The sequence below is a fragment of the Amycolatopsis sp. TRM77291 genome, assembly GCF_054166285.1.
In genome coordinates this window covers 6144472-6166283 of sequence record NZ_JBSZHF010000001.1, presented here as the reverse complement: position 1 = coordinate 6166283, position 21812 = coordinate 6144472, and the positions used below count along the sequence as shown (strand labels likewise).

The 21812-nt window shown below is 67.3% G+C and carries 22 protein-coding genes; 9 read left to right on the top strand and 13 right to left on the bottom strand.

Annotation, left to right across the window (positions count from 1 at the left end):
• Positions 1–146: 146 nt before the first annotated feature.
• The 3 genes from ACXIZN_RS28315 to ACXIZN_RS28305 all read right to left on the bottom strand — a co-directional run bounded on the left by ACXIZN_RS28315 (position 147) and on the right by ACXIZN_RS28305 (position 2578).
• Positions 147–1202, bottom strand: coding sequence for a hypothetical protein (locus tag ACXIZN_RS28315; protein ID WP_457958028.1), 1056 nt, complete (start codon positions 1200–1202; stop codon positions 147–149).
• A 205-nt stretch (positions 1203–1407) separates the two neighbouring features.
• Complete coding sequence (locus ACXIZN_RS28310) at positions 1408–1941, bottom strand: hypothetical protein (RefSeq protein WP_457958027.1); 534 nt, start codon at positions 1939–1941, stop codon at positions 1408–1410.
• Positions 1928–2578 carry a DUF5343 domain-containing protein gene (locus ACXIZN_RS28305; protein WP_457958025.1) on the bottom strand — a complete coding sequence of 217 codons (651 nt, stop codon included), beginning with the start codon at positions 2576–2578 and terminating at the stop codon, positions 1928–1930. Before ACXIZN_RS28305 ends, ACXIZN_RS28310 begins: the two co-directional genes overlap by 14 nt.
• Positions 2579–3400: 822 nt before the next feature.
• Between ACXIZN_RS28305 and ACXIZN_RS28300 the strand changes: the two genes are divergently transcribed.
• The gene (locus tag ACXIZN_RS28300) at positions 3401–3829 is read left to right on the top strand and encodes a hypothetical protein (protein WP_457958023.1); all 429 of its coding nucleotides are present in this window, start codon (positions 3401–3403) and stop codon (positions 3827–3829) included.
• Here ACXIZN_RS28300 and ACXIZN_RS28295 read toward each other — a convergent pair.
• The gene (locus ACXIZN_RS28295; RefSeq protein WP_457958021.1) at positions 3777–4229 is read right to left on the bottom strand and encodes a hypothetical protein; all 453 of its coding nucleotides are present in this window, start codon (positions 4227–4229) and stop codon (positions 3777–3779) included. The genes ACXIZN_RS28300 and ACXIZN_RS28295 overlap by 53 nt on opposite strands.
• Positions 4230–4362: 133 nt before the next feature.
• Between ACXIZN_RS28295 and ACXIZN_RS28290 the strand changes: the two genes are divergently transcribed.
• Positions 4363–4788, top strand: coding sequence for a DoxX family protein (locus ACXIZN_RS28290; protein ID WP_034304869.1), 426 nt, complete (start codon positions 4363–4365; stop codon positions 4786–4788).
• A gap of 43 nt (positions 4789–4831) precedes the next feature.
• Here the strand turns inward: ACXIZN_RS28290 and ACXIZN_RS28285 are convergent, their stop codons facing one another.
• The 3 genes from ACXIZN_RS28285 to ACXIZN_RS28275 all read right to left on the bottom strand — a co-directional run bounded on the left by ACXIZN_RS28285 (position 4832) and on the right by ACXIZN_RS28275 (position 8491).
• Positions 4832–5539 carry a TIGR03089 family protein gene (locus tag ACXIZN_RS28285; protein ID WP_457958019.1) on the bottom strand — a complete coding sequence of 236 codons (708 nt, stop codon included), beginning with the start codon at positions 5537–5539 and terminating at the stop codon, positions 4832–4834.
• A 9-nt stretch (positions 5540–5548) separates the two neighbouring features.
• Entirely contained in the window at positions 5549–6868 is a 1320-nt protein-coding gene (locus ACXIZN_RS28280; RefSeq protein WP_457958017.1) for an LCP family protein, read from the bottom strand.
• 87 nt (positions 6869–6955) lie between these two features.
• Positions 6956–8491: an LCP family protein gene (locus ACXIZN_RS28275; protein ID WP_457958015.1), complete on the bottom strand. Its 1536-nt coding sequence runs from the start codon at positions 8489–8491 to the stop codon at positions 6956–6958.
• Positions 8492–8641: 150 nt separating this feature from the next.
• Here ACXIZN_RS28275 and rfbB point away from each other — a divergent pair, with 150 nt between their 5' ends.
• On the top strand, positions 8642–9625 hold the full coding sequence (rfbB, locus tag ACXIZN_RS28270) for a dTDP-glucose 4,6-dehydratase (RefSeq protein ID WP_457958013.1): 984 nt from the start codon (positions 8642–8644) through the stop codon (positions 9623–9625).
• Positions 9626–9629: 4 nt separating this feature from the next.
• Complete coding sequence (gene rfbD / locus ACXIZN_RS28265; protein WP_457958011.1) at positions 9630–10511, top strand: dTDP-4-dehydrorhamnose reductase; 882 nt, start codon at positions 9630–9632, stop codon at positions 10509–10511.
• A gap of 74 nt (positions 10512–10585) precedes the next feature.
• On the opposite strand, the gene ACXIZN_RS28260 is transcribed toward rfbD, so the two are convergent.
• Genes ACXIZN_RS28260 through ACXIZN_RS28250 form a run of 3 tightly spaced genes read right to left on the bottom strand, consistent with a single transcriptional unit; the run spans position 10586 to position 15124 of the window.
• Positions 10586–11674, bottom strand: a complete 1089-nt coding sequence (locus tag ACXIZN_RS28260; RefSeq protein ID WP_126735159.1) for a glycosyltransferase family 4 protein — start codon at positions 11672–11674, stop codon at positions 10586–10588.
• Complete coding sequence (locus ACXIZN_RS28255; RefSeq protein ID WP_457958010.1) at positions 11667–14180, bottom strand: glycosyltransferase; 2514 nt, start codon at positions 14178–14180, stop codon at positions 11667–11669. Before ACXIZN_RS28255 ends, ACXIZN_RS28260 begins: the two co-directional genes overlap by 8 nt.
• 32 nt (positions 14181–14212) lie before the next feature.
• The gene (locus ACXIZN_RS28250) at positions 14213–15124 is read right to left on the bottom strand and encodes a glycosyltransferase family 2 protein (RefSeq protein ID WP_457958008.1); all 912 of its coding nucleotides are present in this window, start codon (positions 15122–15124) and stop codon (positions 14213–14215) included.
• A 19-nt stretch (positions 15125–15143) separates the two neighbouring features.
• Here ACXIZN_RS28250 and ACXIZN_RS28245 point away from each other — a divergent pair, with 19 nt between their 5' ends.
• The 4 genes from ACXIZN_RS28245 to ACXIZN_RS28230 all read left to right on the top strand — a co-directional run bounded on the left by ACXIZN_RS28245 (position 15144) and on the right by ACXIZN_RS28230 (position 19483).
• Positions 15144–16211 carry a glycosyltransferase family 4 protein gene (locus ACXIZN_RS28245; protein WP_457960617.1) on the top strand — a complete coding sequence of 356 codons (1068 nt, stop codon included), beginning with the start codon at positions 15144–15146 and terminating at the stop codon, positions 16209–16211.
• 103 nt (positions 16212–16314) lie between these two features.
• Positions 16315–17451, top strand: coding sequence for a glycosyltransferase family 4 protein (locus ACXIZN_RS28240; protein WP_457960616.1), 1137 nt, complete (start codon positions 16315–16317; stop codon positions 17449–17451).
• Positions 17452–17517: 66 nt separating this feature from the next.
• A complete protein-coding gene (locus ACXIZN_RS28235; protein WP_457958006.1) occupies positions 17518–18384 on the top strand; it encodes a glycosyltransferase family 2 protein in 867 nt (288 codons plus the stop codon).
• A gap of 58 nt (positions 18385–18442) precedes the next feature.
• Positions 18443–19483 carry a serine hydrolase domain-containing protein gene (locus ACXIZN_RS28230; RefSeq protein WP_457958004.1) on the top strand — a complete coding sequence of 347 codons (1041 nt, stop codon included), beginning with the start codon at positions 18443–18445 and terminating at the stop codon, positions 19481–19483.
• A 16-nt stretch (positions 19484–19499) separates the two neighbouring features.
• Here the strand turns inward: ACXIZN_RS28230 and ACXIZN_RS28225 are convergent, their stop codons facing one another.
• Positions 19500–20000 (bottom strand): hypothetical protein, encoded by a 501-nt coding sequence (locus tag ACXIZN_RS28225; RefSeq protein WP_185927248.1) that lies wholly within the window; start codon positions 19998–20000, stop codon positions 19500–19502.
• A 137-nt stretch (positions 20001–20137) separates the two neighbouring features.
• Positions 20138–20590, bottom strand: coding sequence for an adenylyltransferase/cytidyltransferase family protein (locus ACXIZN_RS28220; RefSeq protein ID WP_126735155.1), 453 nt, complete (start codon positions 20588–20590; stop codon positions 20138–20140).
• A gap of 74 nt (positions 20591–20664) precedes the next feature.
• Between ACXIZN_RS28220 and ACXIZN_RS28215 the strand changes: the two genes are divergently transcribed.
• Positions 20665–21561, top strand: a complete 897-nt coding sequence (locus tag ACXIZN_RS28215) for a DNA-3-methyladenine glycosylase family protein (protein WP_457958002.1) — start codon at positions 20665–20667, stop codon at positions 21559–21561.
• Between the two features lie 38 nt (positions 21562–21599).
• Here the strand turns inward: ACXIZN_RS28215 and ACXIZN_RS28210 are convergent, their stop codons facing one another.
• The gene (locus ACXIZN_RS28210) at positions 21600–21788 is read right to left on the bottom strand and encodes a hypothetical protein (RefSeq protein ID WP_126735153.1); all 189 of its coding nucleotides are present in this window, start codon (positions 21786–21788) and stop codon (positions 21600–21602) included.
• Between the last annotated feature and the right edge of the window lie 24 nt (positions 21789–21812).

Genomic DNA, 21812 nt, shown 5'->3' with positions numbered 1-21812 from the left:
TTGCGTCCGCTTCGCCGTCGTCGTCGCCAGGGTAAACGACCCTGGAGGTCAGATTGCGAAGGTTAAACTCTTCTCCGGTATCGGCGAATGGTGGACGTTTCGCGGCGGGTACTACGGTTCGGCGAATGGATATCTAAATGTCTTCCTCAATTGGCCGGGCCCTTTTGCTTAGATATTCGGTCGATTAGCCCATTCACTTCTCCAAGAACCCCTATGCCGACGTCTCCTGCTTGGGTCGAACCTTCGGGTATTTGATATATTTGCTTACCGAACTCCGCACGAAGTTCGTTCTGTTGTGTCTTATCTAGCGGTTCAATGTAGGCGTCTAATGTCAGAAGCTTAACTTCGATTTCTTCTGCCCAACGAGAAACTTTTCCATGGTGGGCTGCTTCCCTGGCGAAGTATCCTGCGAGAAGGAGCAAGGGAATGCCGACAGATAGGCGTTCGAAAAGCATGGCGGTCGTAGTGCTTTCTTTGGAAAGAAAGTAGCCGATCAATGCGGCTACCAGTAGGCAGGATACCGCCGTTGTTCGCAAGATGGTCGAAGATCTCCGCTCTCTATCGCCGATCCTTTTAAAGTGGGTGGATAGTTTATGGTCAGCAACTTGACCGGCAGCCTGACGAGAAACCTCTAGGACGCGTTCAACCTGTTCGCTGGCATTTTCCGCCGATGATCGAAGATCTTCTATCTCTAGTACTTTTGACCACGTCTTGAATCTTGCGTCTAGTGTGGTTGTTTCGAATCCTACACTTCTTTGCGTGTCAAGAAGATTGCCTAATGTTGAAACGATTAGCTTCTGTTGTTCTCGTATTTTCGAAGCCCCAGAATCAATTAGTCCGGTGTCTCTCTTTAGGTCCGAAATAGAGTTCTTTTGATGGGCAAGGGAGTCAAGTATCAGCTGAGGAAAGGTGAGCAATGCCTCAAGTTCTGAAATTTCGAGGCGCAGGGTCTCTTCGATCTCTTGACTTGATCGATGATCGACTATCATTTCGTTTATTTGAAGAAGGTCGTCCAGTAGGTCGACAACGGAGGTCAGGGTGGAATCAAGCCGTTTGATTGCTCCTGGTGTATTGAAGGTTGAAGTATTCGAATATCTTTCCCATGCCTCGGGAGGTATCGACCCGATAATTTTCTGAACTTTCTGGCATCTTGCAATGACGGCTTGAATGATACTCATTCTCTCCGACATGGGATCTGTCATGGTCGCCTTCTTGTCGTTCAATTTGCAAGGGACAAGGTCTTGCGCTGCATTCGACTCGCCTACTATGGCTTATGCGGTGGGTGTCCCCTCGATTGGTTGCGCGAATAAGGCGGGCAAGGTTTATAGCCCATCGAGGCTGAGTCGGGTGTGATCGTGGAGTGTATCGCAGGCCACGGCGACGTTACTCGCTGCTGGATCTCCTGGGTTAAGAAGTGAGCGCGACGATCCGCTTCATCATCTCGTCGAGGTATCCGAGGGTGTCGTTTATTCCCGGCTCGTAGTCCGCTGGATGTGCGCACTCGTTACGCTTAGCTAAGAGTCCCTGTAGTGCCTTTGTCATCGTGTTGCTGATTAACCCCTGCTTCTTTAGTACTTCAAAAAGTGTATGGTCTTTCTGGTCTCGAAAGTCGGAAGCTTGATGGATGTTCCATGCTGGATAGTTCCCCTGGATTGTTGTGAGGCGTGCCGAATCGTTTGCGATCCATTCATGGATGAAGTCCATGAATGCGGCAAACGAGGTGACGTGTGCAGATCGATAGAGCCCGTGTTCGACACATTGAAGCGCTTCGCGAAACAACTTGTCTTGCTTGATATTGAGCTTCGTCAACTTCTCGTACGATTCAGTCAATGTCATCACGCGATGTGTTGAAGTCTCGCGTTTAGCGAGAAGTTTACTTAGAGCGGCCTGTGCGCTTGCCGCCCAGTCGGCGACTTCGCGCGGAGTCCTAGGAGTCGCCATCCATCAAGCCCTTTAGGTGTCTCGCCATCGCAGCGAAGAAAGCGTCGTAGACTTCGGAGTCGCTAGTGGCATCGACGGACAGTGAAATATTTACGTTGATGACGACGCCAGAGTTGTTACTGTGTCGTCGTCGAGAATCATTCCATTTGGAATTAATTTCGTCGACGCGATCACTATCCTCGCCAGCTTCATCGTTGCTGGGCTCGCTGGTTGTGGAAAAGTCGCCAAACTTACATAGTGCCTTGAATGTCCGTACGACCAGCTTGGACTTTTCCTCGTCCAGGTTCGAGTTGCTTTTGACAAATGTCACAAGATCTGAATCTGAATGCCTGTCGGCATTGGGATAGATCTCAAATAGAGGCTTGTAGGCCTGTTGTATAGCATCGCCAACCAGCGCTCGCCCCTGCTGTCCGCCGCGAATACCCTTCTTGTATATTTCGGTTGGCTGACCAGAAGAGTCAAGTAGTCCGGCGTACTTCAAAATTCCAGGAAAGCCGCGTGCATGGGAAGCGCCAAATCCGATGGACTTCGGGTACTCGGATGTTATCTTTTCCGGTGTGCCGACTGACTGAAGCTTCTGAATGAACTCTTCGAGTTTTCCGGGAGCGTGGCTGTAAATGAATCGGATCGATGTCATGGACTGGTCCTATTAGCTGGGGATCTATAATGCTTCTGCCGAAATTGGCTCTATGGGATCAAGGGCGCGCCGCCGCCGGGCGGCGCGCCAGGCGCGTGGGTAGCCCCTCGCCTGGGCGGCCGCGCCAGTTCCCGACACGGCGGGCTGCCGCTCCGCTCCGCCCACCGGCCGGGCGGCGCGGCCGCCAGCGGGTCACCTTGCGCAGCGCCACCCAGCGGCGGCGCACATGTCCCCATAGCCAACGTCGGCCCTCCTCAACGAGCGTCGTGACATACCGGTCGTCCGTGTATCGCCACCTGTTACGCCCAGTCGTCGATCCCCTCCATCCCGACGCCTGATCGTGACAACGGCCGGTAACACCGCGTCAAGGCTGGAAAGCGTGCCTTGACCCGATGCCACCGGCCGCGTGCTGGCTTCGTATCGGGATGGAGGGGAGGGTGTGGGCAGGGTTCGCCAGGCCGTCTACAGGCCGTCAGACGGCGGGTAGGGCCAAGATCCACTGAGAACTGTCGAGAGGCGTTTCAGCAGTTCAGAGGCCGTTTTCAGGCAAGATCAGCAGATGGGCCGAAACCGGCCGAGAGATCACCCAGATCTACGAAGGCACCAACCAGATCCAGCGCATGGTGATGGCGCGCGCCCTGCTCAAGGGCTGATTCGTTTCCGCGTGAAGGCCCCCTTCCCTCGGCTCAGCCGAGGGAAGGGGGCCTTCACGCGTTTCGCGAGCTCGCATTCAGGTGACGAAATGCGCAGGTGAGATCGCCCCTCGGTGAGATGCTTCACGGAAGTACGGCGATCATGGACCGCCGGTGTCACTCTCGAAAGATGTTCTGGTTCGCACCGGTGTCGTGGACACCGCACGACGAGGCCGAGCTGATCGCCGGCTGGCGGTTGTGGCTCGAACTCGGCGATCGCACGTGGCCGTCGGCCGCGTGGGACGGGACGGCGGCCGACGTCGTCCGGCCGTTGCGTGAGCTGGTCGCGGCCTGCGACGAGATCGAGACGGGCTACCGCGAGGCCGTCGACGAGCCGTCGGAGGGGTTCATCCGGATCATCCAGTTCCTCGTGTGGACCGTCAGCACGGTGATCGAACTGTGGGCCGACGACGAGGTCCCGCTCGACGCCGAGCGGATAGCGTTGCTGCACGCCGATCTGGCCGGATTCGCGGAGCAGGCCGAGCGGGTGCTGGAGGTGCTGGCCGTCAGCGGAGGCTGGACGGGTCTGGCTGCGGAGCACCGGCGGACGGGTCGCTGAGCGATTCGGGGTTTTCGGCCCAGGCGAACCGCGAACCCGCCAGATGTTCGTCCAGCGGACGGTCCAGCGAAAGCAGCGTCACCGGCGTGCCGAACGGGTCCTCGGCGGGCGCGATTCCGTACCCGAGCTCGATGACGGACTCTTCCTTCTCGTCGGACTCGACGTCGTGACGGGTGACACCGTTGTCGATCGACCACGTGCCGCTCAAGGCGCGGTGGAACTTCAAGACCAGCTTGCCCGGGGTCGCCCAGGTGAAGCGGGACACCGCGAACTCGGTGCTCCAGCTCGCCCAGTAGAGCCAGCCGGAGCCGTCGCGGCGGAACACCAGGTCGACGGACTCGGTGCTGCCCGGATGCAGGATTTCATCCGACCACAGGCCGGTCAGCCGTTCGTCCGTCACGGACGCGAGTCTGCCGTACAGGCTTCCTGTCGGGTACCTGTCGATCACGCTCCGGAGGTGCCGTCGGAGGCGTCCGGTGCCCTACCGTGATCCGGGTAAGTTGAATATTCACCGACCAGAAAGCTGATACCCGATGTTCGCTCGTTTCAAGGATGTCGCCCTCCTGCTCGGCCGGATCGGTGTCGGTGTGGTCTTCCTCGCACACGGCCTGCAGAAATGGGAAAACGGGATCGACGGCACCGCGAAGTTCTTCGAGCAGGCCGGAATCCCGCTGCCGACGCTCGCCGCGATCTTCGCGATCGCGGTGGAGATCGTGGGCGCGATCTTGTTCATCGTCGGTTTCCTGACGCCGCTGGTGGGCCTCGGCTTCGTCGTGGTCTCCGTCGGTGCCCTGCTCTCGGTGCACCTCGACAACGGCCTCACCGGCCAGGGCGGTTACGAACTCGTCCTCGTCCTGGCGGTCGCCGGGCTCGCGCTCGGCTTCAACGCCGGCAAGCTGTCGCTCGACCACGCGCTCTTCGGGCGCAAGCGTGAGGCGAAGCAGCTCCAGGACGCGTGACCCTCAGATGAAGGGGCCTTGCGAAAGGCCCCTTCATCTCACGTCAGGACTGGAGATCCGCCGTCGTCCGCTCGGCTTCGCGCCGGGAAGCGAGTTTGGCCGGATCCGCGTCGGTGACCTGGACCAGATGCGCACCCGCCGCCAACGGCGTCAGGAACCCCGCGAGAATCCCTTCTTCGCCCTCCCATTCCACAGTGGACAGAACGCGATCCTCGGCGGACAGGCCCGCGGAAGAAGCGCGCGCTCGGGCTTCAGTGAGCACTTCGTCCACAGTGGACGAACCCAGTGCCGGAGTGTCGCCGGGAACGGGGAACAGCGGGCTGAACTGGTCACCCGAAAGCCGGGCTTCGGTCAGGTAGTCCAGCGCCCCGTCCGGCACGGAGCCGGCGGGCAGCCCGAGGCCCATCGGGTGCAGCGAGACGATGGCCGTGGCGGACGCGTCGGACGTGCCGCCCGGCGCGACGAACGCCACTCGCGCGCCCGCGGTCTCCGTCACCACCCTGGCGCCGCACCACCACGCGCCCAGCAGGACGCCGGCGGTCTGCCAATGTGACGGCAGCACCACGGCGACCTCGTCACCCGGTTCGACGTCGAACTCGTCGACCAGCCAGTTCGCCGTCTTGGCCGCCCAGTTCACCGTGGTCGCCACGGACAGTTCGACCCGGCTGCCCTGTTTGTCGTCGTAATGCGTGATCAGCGGTTTCGCGGGCGACCCGAGCACGGGCCGCAGCAGCAGTTCGGTGAGGCTCACACCACGACGTTAGTTCACGCAGGGAACGCTCGACGCGGCGAGCACTCCAGCCGCCCCGGGAGCGCCGCCACCGCCGCCCCGGCCCGCCAGACCGGAGATGAAGGTCCGCACGGCGGCGAGGTCGATCTCGACGACGCTCTGGCCGTCCGCGCTGCGGCCGTTGATGTTCACCACCGGGATGGTCGTGAACGTCAGATCGCCCGACGCGATCCCCTTCGCCTGCTGCGCGAACTCCAGCAGGTCCAGCCCCTCGTCGAGGACGATCGACCGGCGCACGACGTCCATCAGGCCCGACATGGTCGACGGGCTGGTCAGCGTCCCCGCCGAAAGCACCTGGTTCAGCGCCGAGGACAGGAACGTCTGCTGCCGCACGATGCGGTCGAGGTCGCCGCGCGGCAGGTTCTTCCGCTGCCGCACGAAGGAAAGCGCCTCGCCGCCCGACACGGTCTGTTCGCCGCGCCGGAAGTTCGCGCCCGAGTCCTTGTCCTCGGTCGCGTGATTCAGGCAGACCTTGACGCCGCCCAGCGCCTCGGTCAGCAGGTAGAACCCGAGCAGGTTGACCTCGGCGTAGTGGTCGATGCGGATCTGCGTCAGTTCCTGAACGGTCTGGACCAGTGCCTTGCGGCCTTCCTGATCGGAATCACGTTCGAGTTTCGCCTGATCGGTTTCACCCCGATGGGCGTTCGCGTAGTTGGTCTTCGCGAAGCCGTACGCCGAATTGATCTTGTTCGGGCCGCGGCCGGGGATGTCGGTCCAGGTGTCGCGCGGGATCGAGACGCCGGACGGTTTCCCGCCGTTCTTCGGGATGCGCAGGATGATGATGGTGTCGGTGTTGACGCCCGCCTTCTCCTCGGTGCGCAGCTGCTTGAGCACGCGGAGTGGCAGCGGGTTGCCCTGCGCGTCGGTCCGCGCGTCGCTGCCGACCAGGAGGATGTCGGTCGCGCCGTCGTCGGCGGGCGGCGCGGCGGGGTCGTCGGGCTTGCTCAGGGCGTTCGTCGTGGGGACGTTGTTCTGCAGCTGGTCCTTGGTGACGTACGCGTAGCCCGTCGTGCCGAGGGCGAGCAGGGACACGAGGCCGACCGCGATCCGCCGGGTGTACCGGCCGGCGCGGCGCAGTGGGCGCTCGGGAACGTCGAGCACACCCGAGACCGGCTCGTCTTCGTCCTCGGCGGGGGCCGACGGCTGGGGGAGCGGCGGATTCCGCGGGTACGGCGTCGGGACGAGCTTTTCGTCACTCTCGGTGTCCGAATCGACGTCCTCTTCGGACTTCGGTTCTTCGGCGTCCAAGTGCTCAGAACGTTCGTTGACGCTCTTGTCCTCGTCGCTCATCCCTGATCACCTCCCCTGGCGCGGTAGCTGTTCGATAGTAGGAGAAGGCTAAGCCACCGTGAGGGCGGCCACGCTGAGTGCCCGGGATTAATTGACGCAGGGCACATTGCCCGCGACGATCGGCTTCGTGGTGGGCGCCGGAGCGCTGGCGGGCGGCTGAGCCGGCTTCGAGGGCTCCGACGTCTTCGCCGGGGGCGTGGCCGCTCCGGCGGACGCGCCCTTGAAGTCCTTGCCGAGCAGGACCCGCACCTTGCCGGGCGCGACGTCACGGTCCGCCTCGGCCAGCACCGCCGGGCCGAAGACCTGCTTGATCAGGGCCAGCGCGTCTTCGTCGCCCGGCGCGTGCCGGATGACCGTCGAGTTCCGGGTGCTGAGCTTGGTGTCGGCCGCCAGTTTGAAACCCTTGCCCTGCAACAGGTTCCGGGTCTCGGTGGCCACCGTGGGCGAACCGGTCCCGTCGAAGAGTTCGACGGTAACGGCTTCCGCGCCCGGCAGGGTGGCCGGGGTCTCGGACGGTGCCGTCTCCCCGTCGGCGGTCAGACGGGCGACCTCGGCCTGCACCTGCGCCGGGTCGACGCGGAGCACCGAGGCGCCGCCGATGATCGCGTCACCCTGCGTGGGGATCGTGTGGAACTCGACGTTTCCGCTGGTCAGCCCGCGCATCTGGGCGGCGAACTCCGGCAGATCCCAGCCTGCCGACAGCACGACCGACTTCTTCACGGCCTCGATCAGGTCCGCGATCTTCGCCGGGTTGATCAGGACGTCCGACGAGAGCACCTTGTTCGCCAGCCCGGACAGGAAGGCCTGCTGACGGGCGATCCGGTCGAGGTCGCCGTTCTGCAGGTCGTAGCGCTGGCGGACGAACGCGAGCGCCTGGACGCCCTCGACGGTCGACTTCCCGGCGGGCAGATCCACGCCGGACTTCTTCTCCTTGACCGCGTTGTTGAGGCACACCTCGACGCCGCCGATCGCCTTGGTGATCTCGTAGAAGCTCGACAGGTTCACCTCGGCGTACCGGTCGATCATCTTCGGCTTGCCGATGAACTTCTCCAGCGTCGCGATCAGGTTCTTGCGGCCGGCGTCCTTGGCCTTGGCGTCGACGTCCTTGAGGTCGGTGTTGCCCTGCTGCTGCAGCGTCTTCGACGTGTCGTTGTAGGCGTACACGTACGCGCTGTTGAGCCTGTGCTTGCCGAAGCCCCCGGCGATCTCGACCCACGAGTCACGGGGGAAGGAGATCGCGACGGCCTTCTTGCCGTTCTGGGGGATGTGCACCAGGATCATCGTGTCGGTCTGGCGCTCGCCGTCCGAAACGCCGGCGTGCAGCATGTCGAGGACCTCGCGCGGCAGCGGGTTGCCCTGCGCGTCGGTGCGGCTGTCCTGGCCGACGAGCAGGATGTCGATCGCGCCGTCCAGCGGTTTCGCCGGGGGATGGCCGTTGTCCTCGAAGATGTTCGTGGTCGCGAAGCCCTGGGACGGGTCACCGATGAACTGCCAGCCCCACCAGGTCAGCGCCAGGATCGTGATCGAGACCAGGCTGAACACGACCTTCACGCCACGGCGGGCGAACACCACGACACCGCCACCACGGCGTGCCGGAATGGGTGGCCCGGGCCACTCGGTCACGTGCGGTCCTCCACGAATCTCCCCAGGGCACACGTGTGCCTCGTCCATGACTCTACTGAGTCTTGTGTTAGACGTCCGTAGGCTGGTGAAAGGTTGCCCCGGTCGTGACACACTCGGCCGGTCATGAAGGAGCAGAGGGAGGGTCGCGGCATGCGAGTGCTGGTCACCGGTGGTGCCGGGTTCATCGGATCGCATTACGTCCGGCAGGTGCTGACGGGTGCGTACCCGAGCTTGGCCGACGCCGAGCTGATCGTGCTCGACAAGCTGACCTACGCGGGCAACGAGGCGAACCTGGAGCTCGTGCGCGAGAACCCGCGCTACCGGTTCGAAAAGGGCGACATCTGTGACGCCGCACTGGTCGGTGAGCTGATGCGGGGGATCGACCTGGTCGTGCACTTCGCCGCCGAGTCCCATGTGGACCGTTCGATCGCCGGCGCGGCCGACTTCGTGCTGACGAACGTGCTCGGCACGCAGACCCTGTTGCAGGCCGCACTGGAGGCGGAGGTCGGGAAGTTCGTCCACGTGTCCACCGACGAGGTCTACGGCTCGATCGACAAGGGGTCCTGGGACGAGGACCACGCGCTGGAGCCGAATTCGCCGTACTCGGCGTCGAAGGCGTCCTCGGATCTGCTGGCCCGTTCGTTCTTCCGCACGCACGGATTGCCCGTCTGTGTCACGAGGTGCTCGAACAACTACGGTCCGTACCAATTCCCGGAGAAGGTCATCCCCCTCTTCGTGACCAACCTGCTCGACGGCAAGAAGGTCCCGCTCTACGGCGACGGGCTCAACGTGCGTGACTGGCTGCACGTGGACGATCACTGCAACGGCATCCAGCTGGTCGCCGACGGTGGCAGGCCGGGCGAGGTCTACAACATCGGCGGCGGAACGGAACTGACCAACCGCGAGCTGACCGAGCGACTCCTGGACGCCGTCGGCGCCGGCTGGGACAGCGTCGAGCCGGTCGTGGACCGCAAGGGGCACGACCGCCGGTACTCCGTCGACATCACCAAGATCTCGCGGGAGCTCGGCTACGCGCCGCGGAAGTCCTTTGAGGACGGTCTGGCCGAAACGGTGGCCTGGTACAGCGGGAACCGATCGTGGTGGGAGCCGCTGAAGAAGCGTGCGGGGGAGTGAAGACGTGCTGAGCATTCTCGTACCGGGCGGATCCGGGCAGCTGGGGCGTGATCTCGCGGCGCTGGCCGCGGACGACATCGCCGTCACGGCCCCGTCGTCCTCCGAGCTGGACGTGCGCGACACCGGCCAGGTCGTCGCCGCGGTGACCGAGCTGGCCGGCCGGGCGCGGGCGGCGGGGAGGTCGCCGGTGGTGATCAACGCGGCGGCCTACACCGCGGTCGACGCGGCGGAAACCGACGAGGAGCGGGCGTTCGCGGTGAACGCTGACGGCCCCCGGGTGCTCGCCGCGGCGTGCTCGTCGCGCGGGGTGCCGCTCATCCACGTGTCCACGGACTACGTGTTCGCGGGCGACGCGACTTCGCCGTACGAGACCGGTGACCTGCTGGGCCCGCTCAACGCCTACGGCCGCACGAAGGCCGCAGGGGAGGACGCGCTGCTCGGTTCGGGTGCCCGTTCGTGGATCGTCCGGACGTCCTGGGTGTACGGCAAAACCGGGTCGAATTTCGTGGAGACCATGGCGCGGCTGGAAAAGGAGCGCGACGAACTGTCCGTAGTGGACGATCAAACCGGTTCGCCGACCTGGTCCCGCGACCTCGCCGCGGGTCTGCTGGAGCTGGCGGGCCGCGTCGCCGCCGGGGACGGGCCGTCGCAGCGGGTGCTGCACTGCACGGGTGGCGGGTCGACGACGTGGTGCGGGTTCGCGAAGGCGATCTTCGCGGAGCTGGGCGCGGATCCGGCGCGTGTGAAGCCTTGCACGACGGCGGAGTTCCCCCGTCCGGCGGCGCGTCCGGCGTACGGGGTGCTGTCGAACGCGTCGTGGCGCGAGGCGGGCCTCACTCCGCTCCGGGGCTGGCCCGAGGCGCTGAAGGCCTACTTCGCTTCCTGATCTCTCGCATTTCGTCCTCTGAATGCGGTCGTTGCAGGCGCAAGGATCGCATTCAGAGGACGAAATGCGGGAGGTCAGTGCTTAGTGCTCGCCTGGCGGTAAGCGGCGACGGTGAGTTCGGCGCACGCCCGCCAGGTGAAGTTCGCGACGTGCGCGCGGCGCGCGGCCGAAGTGGCGACGGCGTGCGGGTCGCTGACGGCGATCCGCAGCGCCTCCACGAGCCCGTCGACGTCCTCGTAGGGCACCAGGCTCGCGCAGTTCCCCGCGACCTCGCGCAGCGCCGGGATGTCCGTGCACACCACGGGGACGTCCGACGCCAGCGCCTCCAGCACCGGGAGCCCGAAGCCCTCGTCGCGCGACGGCAGCACCAGGGCACTGGCTCCGGCGACGACGCGCCGGAGGTTGACGTCCGACAGGTACCCGACGTGGCGCGAACGAGGGCCCACCGCGAACGAACCAGGACCGACGAACACCAGATCCGGCAGATCCGGTGCCGCCTCGTGCGCCTGCTGGAGCCAGTGCAGGCCCTTGCGGGGGCCGGGGGCCCCGGCGAAGAGCAGGTACTTGTCCGGGAGCCCGAGTTCCTTGCGGCGTTCCGGGTCCGGCGGGCGCGCGGTGAACCAGGCCGGGTTCACGCCGAGCGGGGTCACGATGATCTTGCCGCGATCCACGTCGAGCCGTTCGGCGACCTGATCGGCGACGGCGTTGGTGGGCGTGCAGATCGCGTCGGCGAGCCGGGCGCCGCGCCGCACCAGCCGCGGCAGCTCGTGATCGCTCGGCGCGAGCTCCTCGGGAGCGTCCAGGAAGGCCAAATCGTGGATGGTCACCACGCCCGCGGCGCGGAACCGGCCGGGCAGTACGAAATTGGTGCCGTGCACGACATCAGTCGGCCCGGCGAACAGCTCCACCGGCGGCAGCTGCGAACGCAGCCAGGCCTTGCGCAGCAGCCGCGCCGCCACCGGCATACCGCGTGCCCGGACACCGTGCGGCAGCACGTGCCGCAGCCTTCGCCAGCCGCGCAACGTGAACGCGACCGCGCGAGTGTCCACTTCGGACATCGAGGCGAGCTCTTCGGACAGCGCGACGGTGTACCGGCCGATACCCGTCCTGGCACCGAGCAGCGGGGTCCCGTCGAGCAGGACGCGCAAGGGGCGGTCAGCCACGGCCGAGCCTCTGCTTGGCGACCTTGACCACGCGGCCGCCGACGCGCCGCGCGAGCTCCTTCGGACCGCCGGCGGCGAGGTACTCGCGGACAAGATCGACGTCGCGGCGCAGCATTTCCTTGCCCCGCACCGGTTCGGCGACCACGAGATCGCTGGAGCCGGGCAGCCGGTCGGCGGCGGGCCGCGGATTCCGGCAGAACTCCACCAGCGGTTTCAGCGCCTCCGGCCACGTGTAACGCCGGGCGACCGCGGCCATCCGCTCGACGCAGCCCGCGGCGAACTCCTCGTCGTACAGCGCCTTTTCGAGCGCGTCGGCGAGCGCGTCGACGTCCTCGGCCGGGACGACGACACCGAGCCGTTCCTCGCGGACCAGATCGGCGAACGAGTCACCGTCGGTGGTCACGATCGGCAGCCCCGCCCACAGGTAGTCCAGCACCCGCGTCCGGAACGCGAAGGTCGTCTCGACGTGCTCGTAGTGCGTGGTGACACCGCAGTTCGCGTCGAGCAGCCAGTTCTGGCGCTCCTCGTACGGCACCCACTGCTGGTTGAAGAACACGTGCTTGCCGGTGAGTCCGAGCGTGTCGGACAGGAGCATCGTCCGCGCGCCGATGTCCATCTCGGTGACCTCGGGGTTGGGATGCTTCATCCCGAGGAACACTAGGCGGACGTCGCCGCGGCGCTGCCGCAGCAGTTCGATCGCCCGGACCAGGGTCAGCGGGTCGAACCAGCTGTAGACGCCGCCCGCCCACAGCACGACGTGGTCGGTCTCGCCGATTCCGTCCAAAGTGGACCGAAGGCCGGGGCCGGTGCGTGCCGGAGCCTGCGACGGCAGGCCGAACGGGACGATCGAAAGCAGAGATTGGGTGGTCGGGTCGGCGTCGTACAGCCGAGGCGACAGCCTGCCCATCGCGGCCAGGTGGCCAAGCCAGAAATGCCGCTGACGGTCCGAGGCGCAGAGGAAGAAGTCGCCGCGTTCCAGCTGCGCGTCGAGGACCTTGGTGACCCCGATGAGGTCCAATGCCCGCTTGTCGTCGGGAACGCCCTTGCCCTGTTCGAGCAGTTCGAGGTGCATCGGGTCGTACAGATCCGCGACCACGATCTTGTGCGCGTACTGCTTCTTCAGCGACGGCGCGAATTCCAGCACGTGACCCTGCAGGACGATGATGTCGGCCCAGGCGATCGGCGCCTCCAGGTCGCGCCGGGCGGCCGCGCTGACCCGGAACGCCGCGGGCGGCGGATCGGCGAGCGGGTTGACCGTCACCAGGTGGACGTCGTGTTCGGTGGCCAGCGTCGCGGCCATGTTCCACGCGCGGATCGCCGGGCCCGCCATCCGTTCGGTGATCGCGTCGCCGGTGATCACCAGTACCTTGCGACGCTGCCCGAAGAGCGCGTCGATACCGAACGTCTCGACTAGGATCTCGTGTGCGGCGAGATAGCGTGGCAGCGGATACGCGGGCTCCAAAGCCTTGCGCAGCAAGGGAAGCAGATCGGCATCCGTGCGAACGCGGGCGGCCTGTTCGGCGGCGCGCGACTCGGCGAGCGAGGGCAGCAGTTCGACGAACTGGTCGATCGCCAGCACGCCGGCCAGCGTCGTCCTCGGCACCTCGACCGGGCTGGTCTCGGCGGGGCCGACACCCTGGGCGAGATCGAACTGGGTGGCCTCGAGGTCGCCGCGTGCGGTCGCCCGGCGGACGGCCAGTGCCAGTGCGGCGGGCAGCGCGCGCGTCAGCGTCTCGTCGGAGAGGTTCTTGTATAGCGCCGCCAAGGCGTTGCGCTCCAGCAGGAACGTCTCACGCCCGGAGTCCGGAGCGTCCACAGTGGACATCGTGGCGTGGTGCCGGTGATAGGTCAGCGACTCCGGCACGTAGCGCACCCGCCAGCCGCGCAGGTTCAGCCGCCAGCCGAGGTCGACGTCCTCGTAGAACATGAAGAACCGCTCGTCGAAGCCGCCGAGTTCGGCGAACACCCCGGCGCGGACGAACATCGCCGAACCGGTCGCGAACAGGACGTCCTTGGCGATCTCGTGTTCGGCGGCGGGGACGTCGGACAGCGGACTGCCGGCGTGGCGCTTGTAGCCCATGCCGAACCAGGTGAGGCCGGCGTCGACGAAATCGGTGCCGGTGCCGTCCCAGTCGAGGACCTTGCTGGCCACCGCGGCGACGGTCGGCTGCGCGCGCAGTTCGGCCACGGCCGTGCCGACCCAGCCGGGAGCCGGGCGGGCGTCGTTGTTGAGGAAGGCGAGGACGGTGCCCGTCGCGTGCCGCGCGCCGAGGTTGCAGCCGCCCGCGAAGCCGGAGTTCACCGGGGACTCGACGAGTTTGACGCCCGGGGCCGCGGCCTTGATCTCGGCCACGTCGGTGCCGCCGGAGGCGTTGTCGACGCAGATGACCTCGAGGTTCGGGTAATCGTGTTCGGCGAGCGCGCGCAGGCAGGTGACGGTGTCGGCCGCTCCCCGGTAGTTCACCACGATCACCGAGACGACCGGTTGCGTTTCCCCCTGCGCCAAAGCCGTACTCCCTGCTCTCGATTGGGGCAAGCTTAATTGCCCGCCCACGCGTCCCAGACCGCGCCTCGGCCCAGTGTCGCCCGGCGCCCGATGGCCCGCCGCTCGAGCAGCGTGCGCGGCAGGCGGGCGGCGACGGCGCCGAGGACCCGGCACCGGAGGCTCGGACGGAAGTTCGGTGCCGCTGGTTTCCCTCGGAGGGGCAGTACCAGGGTGAGCACGGCGAACTTCACCAGCTGGCGGATCGCCACCGCGCGCGGAGCACACCGCAGGAGGGTCAGCAGGCGGTTGCGTTCATTCCACAGATGGAACTGGACCGAACCCGGCCGGGTGCTCGCGCCATGCCGGTGGGTGACCTCGGCTTCGGCGCCGACGACGTCCCAGCCCGCCAGCCGCAGCCGCCACGCGGTGTCGGTGTCCTCGTAGTAGCAGAAATAGGAGGCCGGGACGCCGCCGACCGACCTGAGCGCCTCGACGTTCAGAACGGCCGCGCCCCCGCAGAAACCGAAGACCTCGCCGGCGGGCTCGGGCAGGTCGGCGCCGTGGCCGTCGGCGGTCAGGCGGACGCCGGTGGACTGGACGGTTCCGTCGGCGAGCGTCAGCCGGGCGCTCACGGCGGCGGCGAGCGGAGCCTTGGCGAGGGTGTCTTCGCAGGTCGCGAGCCAATCCGGGGCCGGGGCGGCGTCGTCGTTCAGCCAGGCCATCAGCGGGGTGCCGACTTCGTCCAGCGCGGCGGCCATGGCGCCCGCGTAACCGGTGTTGTGCCGCAACCGGAGCACCTCGGGCTTCGACGGATGGGCGGCGAGCAGGGCGGCAGTTCCGTCGTCGGAGGCGTTGTCGACGACCAGCGTCCGATGCGGGCGGGTCTGCGCGGCGAGCGCGTCGAGGCAGGCGGTGATGTGCGCGGCGCCGCGCCAGGTGACCACGACGACGGTGGTGCTGGTCATGCCAGAGAGAATAGAGACCATGCCCGAACTGGTCGTGCTCGCCGAGCAGCTGCTGGCGCCCGTCCCCGGCGGGACCGGCCGCTACACCGGCGAGCTGCTGCGCGCCCTCGGCGAAACGGCGCCGCCGGGCTGGACGGTGTCGAGCGTGGTCGCGCGGCACGCCGGCATCGACGCCGCGGTCGTCGAAGGCGTCGAGGGTCCACGCGTGCTGCCGGTCCCGCCCCGGGCGTTGATCGCCGCGTGGCAGCTGGGCCTGCCGTGGTGGCCGGGCGGCGACGCTGTCCACGCGCCGACGCCGCTGGCGCCCGCACGCGTGCCGAAGGGACGGACGCTGTCGGTCGCGGTGCATGACACCGTGCCCTGGACGCATCCCGAGACGCTGACCCCGCGCGGTGTCTCGTGGCACAAGGCGGTGATCGCGCGGGCCGCGTCGCGGGCGACCGCGCTGACCGTGCCGACGCAAGCGATTGCGGACGAGCTCACCGCGCTGGTGCCGGTCTCGGTGCCGCTCCGCGTGATCCCGCACGGTGTCCGGCCGCCCGCCGCGTTCGCCGAGGTCGCGCTGCCGGAGCGGTACGTGCTCGCGATCGGGACCATCGAGCCGCGCAAGGGCATCGACGTGCTGATCGACGCCGCCGGCCGGATCGGGGTGCCGCTGGTGCTGGCGGGCCAGCCGGGCTGGGGCGGTATCGACCCGGTGGCGCTGGCGCGTGAGCACGGCGCCGACGTCCGGGTGCTGGGGAAGGTGAGCGACGCGGAACTGGCGTTCGCGCTGAGGGGCGCGTCGGTGCTGGCGATGCCGAGCCGGGCGGAGGGATTCGGGCTGCCGCTGATCGAGGCGATGGCGGCCGGGGTGCCGGTGGTGCACTCCGACGTCCCGGCCCTGGCCGAGGTGGCCGGGGGAGCGGGCGTGACGGTCCCTGTCGGCGATGCGCAAGCGCTTGCGGATGCCCTTCGCGACGTACTCGACCATCCGGAGCGTGCGGCGACGCTGCGTGACAGCGGTCTGAGCCGTTCGAGTGAGTTCACCTGGCGGCGTGCCGCTTCCGCCGTATGGGGTCTCCACCTGCGCCAGCGGGTTGCTTGACCAGATTCAGCCGGAGTTTTCCTCACGTGGCGTGAATCTGTCGGTTCCCCACCGCGGACCCAGGACACCGCCGTACCCTCCTAGGGTGACCGATGACCCTCGCGTGCTGATCGACGCGACCGCCGTCCCCGCGGACCGGGGTGGCGTCGGACGTTACGTGGATTCGCTGGTCGCGGCGCTGGATGGGGACGGCGCGCGGATCACCGTCGTCTGCCAGCCGCGGGACGCGGTGTTGTACGACAGGCTGGCGCCCGGTGCGCGGATCGTGCCCACCTCACCGTCGACGTCGACCAGGACGGCCAGGCTGACCTGGGAGCAGGCGACCCTGCCCCGGCTGGTCCGGCGGCTCGCCGCCGACGTCGTCCATTCACCGCATTACACGATGCCGCTGGCCAGCCCGGCCGCTTCGGTGGTGACGCTGCACGACGCGACCTTCTTCACCGACGCGGTGCTGCACTCTTCGGTGAAAGCGCGTTTCTTCCGCGCCTGGACCGCGACGGCGCTTCGCCGCGCGACGCTGTGCATCGTGCCGAGCATCGCGACGGCGGCCGAGCTGGAGCGCGTCGGCCAGGTCCGCAACGCCGAACTGGAGATCATCCATCACGGCGTCGAACCGGACCGGTTCCATCCGCCCTCGCCCGCCGAGATCGAGGCCGCGCGCCAGGCCGTCGGGCTCGGGAAGACCCCGTACGTCGCCTTCCTCGGCGCGCTGGAACCGCGCAAGAACGTGCCCGCGCTGATCCGCGGCTTCGCGCACGCCGTGACCAGCAGGCCGAACCCGCCTGCGCTGGTGCTGGCCGGGCAACCGGGCTGGGATTCGCAGGTCGAACGGGCCCTCGACGCCGTCCCGCACCGGCTGCGCGTGATCCGGGCCGGATACCTGCCGTTCGACACGCTCGCCGGCTTCCTCGGCGGCTCCGAACTGGTCGCGTACCCGAGCCTCGGCGAGGGATTCGGGCTCCCGGTGCTTGAGGCGATGGCGTGTGGCGCGGCCGTGCTCACGACCCGGCGGCTTTCGCTGCCGGAGGTCGGCGGGGACGCGGTCGCCTACTGCGGGGTCGGCGCGGGAGACGTCGCGGCGGCCATCTCGGAGCTCCTCGACGACCCGGCTCGACGGGCGGAGCTGGCCGAAGCCGCGCTTCGGCGGGCGAAGGAGTTCTCGTGGGCGACGACCGCGGAGCGGCATCGGGAGGCTTACGCGAAGGCCTGGCACCGGCATGCGCAGCGGCGGACGGGCTGACCATCGCTTCCGGCTCGTGAGTGGGTGCGGCGCGATCGCGTTCGGTGACGGGTGGACAATGGCCGCGTGACTGAGCACCCCAGCTACGGCGACGGGCTCGCCGTCGTGACCGTGACGTACTTTCCCGGCGAAACCCTGGAGAAGTTCCTCGACACGCTCGAGAAGGCGACGGACCGGGACGTCCAGGTCGTCGTCGCCGACAACGACTCCACGGGCGATGACGCGCTGGACAAGGCCGCCCGCCGGGACAACGTCAAGGTGCTCAGGCTCGGCGAGAACGTCGGTTACGGCACGGCCGCCAACCGGGGTGTCGCGGAACTCGACGACAGCTACGGCTGGGTCGCCGTGGTGAACCCGGACGTCGAATGGGAACCCGGTTCGCTCGACGCGTTGTTCGACGTGGCCGAGCGCTGGCCGCGCGGTGGCGCGTTCGGGCCGCTCATCCACGATCTCGACGGCACCGTCTACCCGTCGGCCCGGCTCCTGCCGTCCTTCGGCCGGGGGATCGGGCACGCGGCGTTCGGCAAGATCTGGCGGGGCAACCCGTGGACGCGGCAGTACCGGCAGGAGACCGGCACGCCGGTCGAGCGCACGGCGGGCTGGCTTTCCGGGTCCTGCCAGCTGTTCCGCCGCGAGGCCTTCGACTCGGTCGACGGGTTCGACACGCGCTACTTCATGTACTTCGAGGACGTCGACCTCGGTGATCGGCTGACCCGCGCGGGCTGGCTGAACGTGTACGCGCCTTCGTCCAGCGTCATGCACATCGGCGGGCACTCGACTTCCAAGGCTTCGGCGAAGATGCTGCGCGCGCACCACGACAGCGCGTACCGCTACCTCGCGGACCGTCACCGCGGTCTCCTGTGGAAGCCGGTCATGCTCGCGGTCAAGGCAGGCCTCGCGCTGCGCCTCAAGCTCGAAACTCGCCGGAAGTAGCCGTTCCGGCCACCGGAATTCGCGCGACTCGGCTCCTTGCCGTCGTTACCGTCGGTGCATGGACTTCGCCGCACTGGACACCTGGCTGACGGAACGCGCCGGAGAGGACCGCTTCTCCGGGGTCGTGCTGATCCGGCGCGGAGACGAGACGCTGTTCGAACACGGATACGGCCTGGCCAGCCGCCGCTGGTCGGTGCCGAACGCGCCGGACGTCCGGTACGACACCGCGTCGATCACCAAGGTCGTCACCGCGATCGCCGCACTGCGGCTGGCCGACGAGGGACGGCTGGACCTCGACCGCCCGATCGGCGAGCTCGTCGACCTCGCCGGCACGGCGATCGCGACCGGCGCGACGACGCGGCACCTGCTCACGCACACGTCCGGGATCGCCGACGACGCCGACGAGGAAGCCGGCGAGAGTTACGAGGCGTTGTGGGTCGACAAGCCGGTGTACTCGGTGATCGAAACGCGGGATCATCTGCCCAATTTCGCTTACCGGGCACCGAATTTCGCGCCAGGTGAGGATTGCCGGTACTGCAATTCGGGATACGTCCTCGCCGGGCTGGTGATCGAGGAGATCACCGGAAGGCCTTATCGCGACCACGTCCGCGAGGCCGTGCTCGACCGCGCGGGGATGACCGATTCGGGGTTCTTCGACAGGCGTGATCCGGAGCCGAGGGTCGCCGAGGGCTGGGATCCCATCCTCGACGATGAGCAGGTGACGGGCTGGAAGCAGAACATCTTCAGTTACCCGCCGATCGGTTCACCCGATGGTGGCCTGTACTGCACCGTCGGCGACCTCGTCCGGCTGCTGCGGGCGATCCGCGGTGAACGGCTCCTGAGCCCTGCGCGCACGAAGGAGTTCCTGACGCCGCAGGTGCTTCACCGCAGCGGCGTCTGGTACGGCTTCGGCCTCGAATTCGTCCTGACATCGGACGGGTCGGTGCGGCACTACTACAAGGACGGCGGGAACGTCGGCGTCTGCTCGCTGATGCGGCACTACCCCGCCGAGGGGCTGGACGTCGCGATGCTGTCCAACGCCACGTACGGCGGGGGAGCGGCGATCAAGGAGATCGACCGGGTGATCCGCGCTTACTGAGAGGCACGTGAAGAAGCTAGATACCGTCCAGGCGGCGCGACAGGTTCGACCGTCCCGAAGGGTTCTGCTTCACCGTCGGCACCAGGCCGCCGACCTCGTTCTCGACGGTCTCCGGCTCCGGCTGCTCGATCAGGGGACTCTGCACCGGCGCGGCGGGCGGCCGCCGCGTGAGCGGGGTCGTCGCCTGTGGCAAAGGCCTGGTCTGCTGCGGAGCGCCGGGGCGGCGCGGGTACGGCTGCGGCTGAGTCGAGCCTTCGCCCCGAGCCGGCGGCAGGTCCAGCCGCGTCGTCGGTTCGGGCCCCGCGAGCGGGTGATCGTTCTCGGCGATCAACGAAGCCGGCAGCTGAGTGGTCGTATCCGGGTCCGAGGAACGGTCGATCTCGGCGACCACCGATCGGGGGATCTGCTGGGTGTTCGCGGAGTCCATCGGAGACGTCGCGTTGTCCGGTGTCACGACGAAGGCTCCACGCGCGCTTGCGCGTGCGAGCAAGGCGTCCGCCCGAGCACGGGGGTCCATTCCCCTAGGCCTCCCGACTGACCTGGGGCCCTCTGGGATCAGGGCCGACTGTGTGTTGTCTAGGGTAGGCCCTAGGTGCGGCTGCCGTCAGCAGACCCGCAAACGTCTTCCGACAAAAGTTGGCGGGCCGCCAGGCCTCAGGCTTCCATGTCCGAAAGGATCCGGGTGCTGGAGTCGGCCTTGTCCGTGCCGCCGATGCCGTAGATCATCGAGATGTTGTTGCGGGCCCCCGCCTCGACCTCGTCCGCCGGGAGCTCGTCGACGTTGCGACGGTCGCCGCCGTTGCAGAACTCGAGTTCCGTGTCGGGGTACGCCGCGCGGATCTGGTCGAACGACTCGTTGATGCCCGGCCCCTGCTCGACGGCGATGTAGACGTCGTCGACGATGCGCAGCGCGCGGACGATCCGGGCGCGGACGTCCTCGGTCTGGATCACCCTGCCCTTCTTGAGGACCTGCTGGTGATCGTTGTTCACGATGACGATCAGGTAGCCGGACCGCGCCTGCGCGGCCTCGAACAGGTCGAGATGGCCCTGGTGGAGCGGGTTGAAGTACCCGCTGACGATCGAGGCCTTCGCCGGTCGCTCGGTCATCGTCGGTGTCCTCCATAGGCTTACGGGTTCAGGTGGCCCGCTCACCCTAGCCGAGTGCCGGGTAGGTTCGGTGTGTGCGATTCCGTCCTGCCTTCGAGCTGGACCTGGACACGGTTCTGGGCCCGCTGAGCCGTGGCTCGAGGTCGCCCAACGTCGTCCGCGCCGAGAGCGGGGTCACCTGGGTGGCCGCCAACACAGCGGACGGCGCGGGCACGCTCGCGCTGCTGCGGCGCGCGGACGGTGAGATCGAGGCGGAGGCTTGGGGACCCGGCGCGGACAGGCTGCTCGAAGGCGTTCCGGCGATGCTGGGCGCGCACGACGACGACTCCGAATTCGTCGCGCACCACGACGTCATCGCGACGGCGCGCCGCCGCAATCCGGGGCTGCGCCTCGGCTCGACGGGCCGGGTGTGGGACGCGCTGGTGCTCGCCGTGCTGGAACAGAAGGTGACCAGCACGGAGGCGCTGCGGTCGTGGGGTGAGCTGTGCCGCTGGTTCGGGGAGCAGGCGCCGGGGCCGGGCCCGGCGCGGCTGCGTGTGCCGCCGACACCCGTCGCCATCCGATCCATTGTGGACTGGAAATGGCATCGCGCCGGGGTGGACCTGAAACGGCGGACGACGCTGATCGCCGCGGCCCGTGTCGCGTCGCGGCTGGAGAAGGCCGTGGAACTGAAGGGTGTCGAAGGCCGGGCCTGGCTGCGGAAGGTGCCCGGCATCGGCGTGTGGACCGCGGCGGAGATCGCGCAGCGCGCCTGGGGAGACCCGGACGCGGTGAGCTTCGGCGACTACAACATCCCGTCGATGGTCGGGCACGCGCTGGTCGGCACGAAACTCGACGACGCCGGGATGTCCGAGGTGCTGGCGCCGTATTCACCGCAGCGGCAGCGCGCGGTGCGCTACCTCTCGACGGCCGGGTTCCGCCGCCCGAGGTTCGGGCCGAAGATCGAACTTCGCGACTACCGCGCGATGTGATCGCGCCACCGCCGCATTCAGTCCTCTGAACGCGGCCGTCAGTTGCCCCAGCCTTGCGGCGGGTAAGGCTGCTGCTGGCTCGGGTACTGCGGCTGCTGCTGCGGGTACTGGTGATACGGAAGAGCGGGCGGCTGCGGCTTGCTGTTCGACTTCACGAGGAAGTAGATCCCGACGCCGACCCCGGCCAGGATCAGGGCGCCGACCACAAGTACCAAGAGGAAGACCATGCCGTGAGCCTAACCGGCGATCCG

Coding starts and splice junctions, on each gene's coding strand:
- ACXIZN_RS28230 (WP_457958004.1), top strand. CDS start 18,443: ATGGACTTCGCCGCACTGGACACCTGGCTGACGGAACGCGCCGGAGAG.
- ACXIZN_RS28315 (WP_457958028.1), bottom strand. CDS start 1,202: ATGACAGATCCCATGTCGGAGAGAATGAGTATCATTCAAGCCGTCATT.
- ACXIZN_RS28300 (WP_457958023.1), top strand. CDS start 3,401: ATGTTCTGGTTCGCACCGGTGTCGTGGACACCGCACGACGAGGCCGAG.
- ACXIZN_RS28310 (WP_457958027.1), bottom strand. CDS start 1,941: ATGGCGACTCCTAGGACTCCGCGCGAAGTCGCCGACTGGGCGGCAAGC.
- ACXIZN_RS28280 (WP_457958017.1), bottom strand. CDS start 6,868: ATGAGCGACGAGGACAAGAGCGTCAACGAACGTTCTGAGCACTTGGAC.
- ACXIZN_RS28305 (WP_457958025.1), bottom strand. CDS start 2,578: ATGACATCGATCCGATTCATTTACAGCCACGCTCCCGGAAAACTCGAA.
- rfbB (WP_457958013.1), top strand. CDS start 8,642: ATGCGAGTGCTGGTCACCGGTGGTGCCGGGTTCATCGGATCGCATTAC.
- ACXIZN_RS28225 (WP_185927248.1), bottom strand. CDS start 20,000: ATGGACCCCCGTGCTCGGGCGGACGCCTTGCTCGCACGCGCAAGCGCG.
- ACXIZN_RS28210 (WP_126735153.1), bottom strand. CDS start 21,788: ATGGTCTTCCTCTTGGTACTTGTGGTCGGCGCCCTGATCCTGGCCGGG.
- ACXIZN_RS28245 (WP_457960617.1), top strand. CDS start 15,144: ATGCCCGAACTGGTCGTGCTCGCCGAGCAGCTGCTGGCGCCCGTCCCC.
- ACXIZN_RS28220 (WP_126735155.1), bottom strand. CDS start 20,590: ATGACCGAGCGACCGGCGAAGGCCTCGATCGTCAGCGGGTACTTCAAC.
- ACXIZN_RS28250 (WP_457958008.1), bottom strand. CDS start 15,124: ATGACCAGCACCACCGTCGTCGTGGTCACCTGGCGCGGCGCCGCGCAC.
- ACXIZN_RS28290 (WP_034304869.1), top strand. CDS start 4,363: ATGTTCGCTCGTTTCAAGGATGTCGCCCTCCTGCTCGGCCGGATCGGT.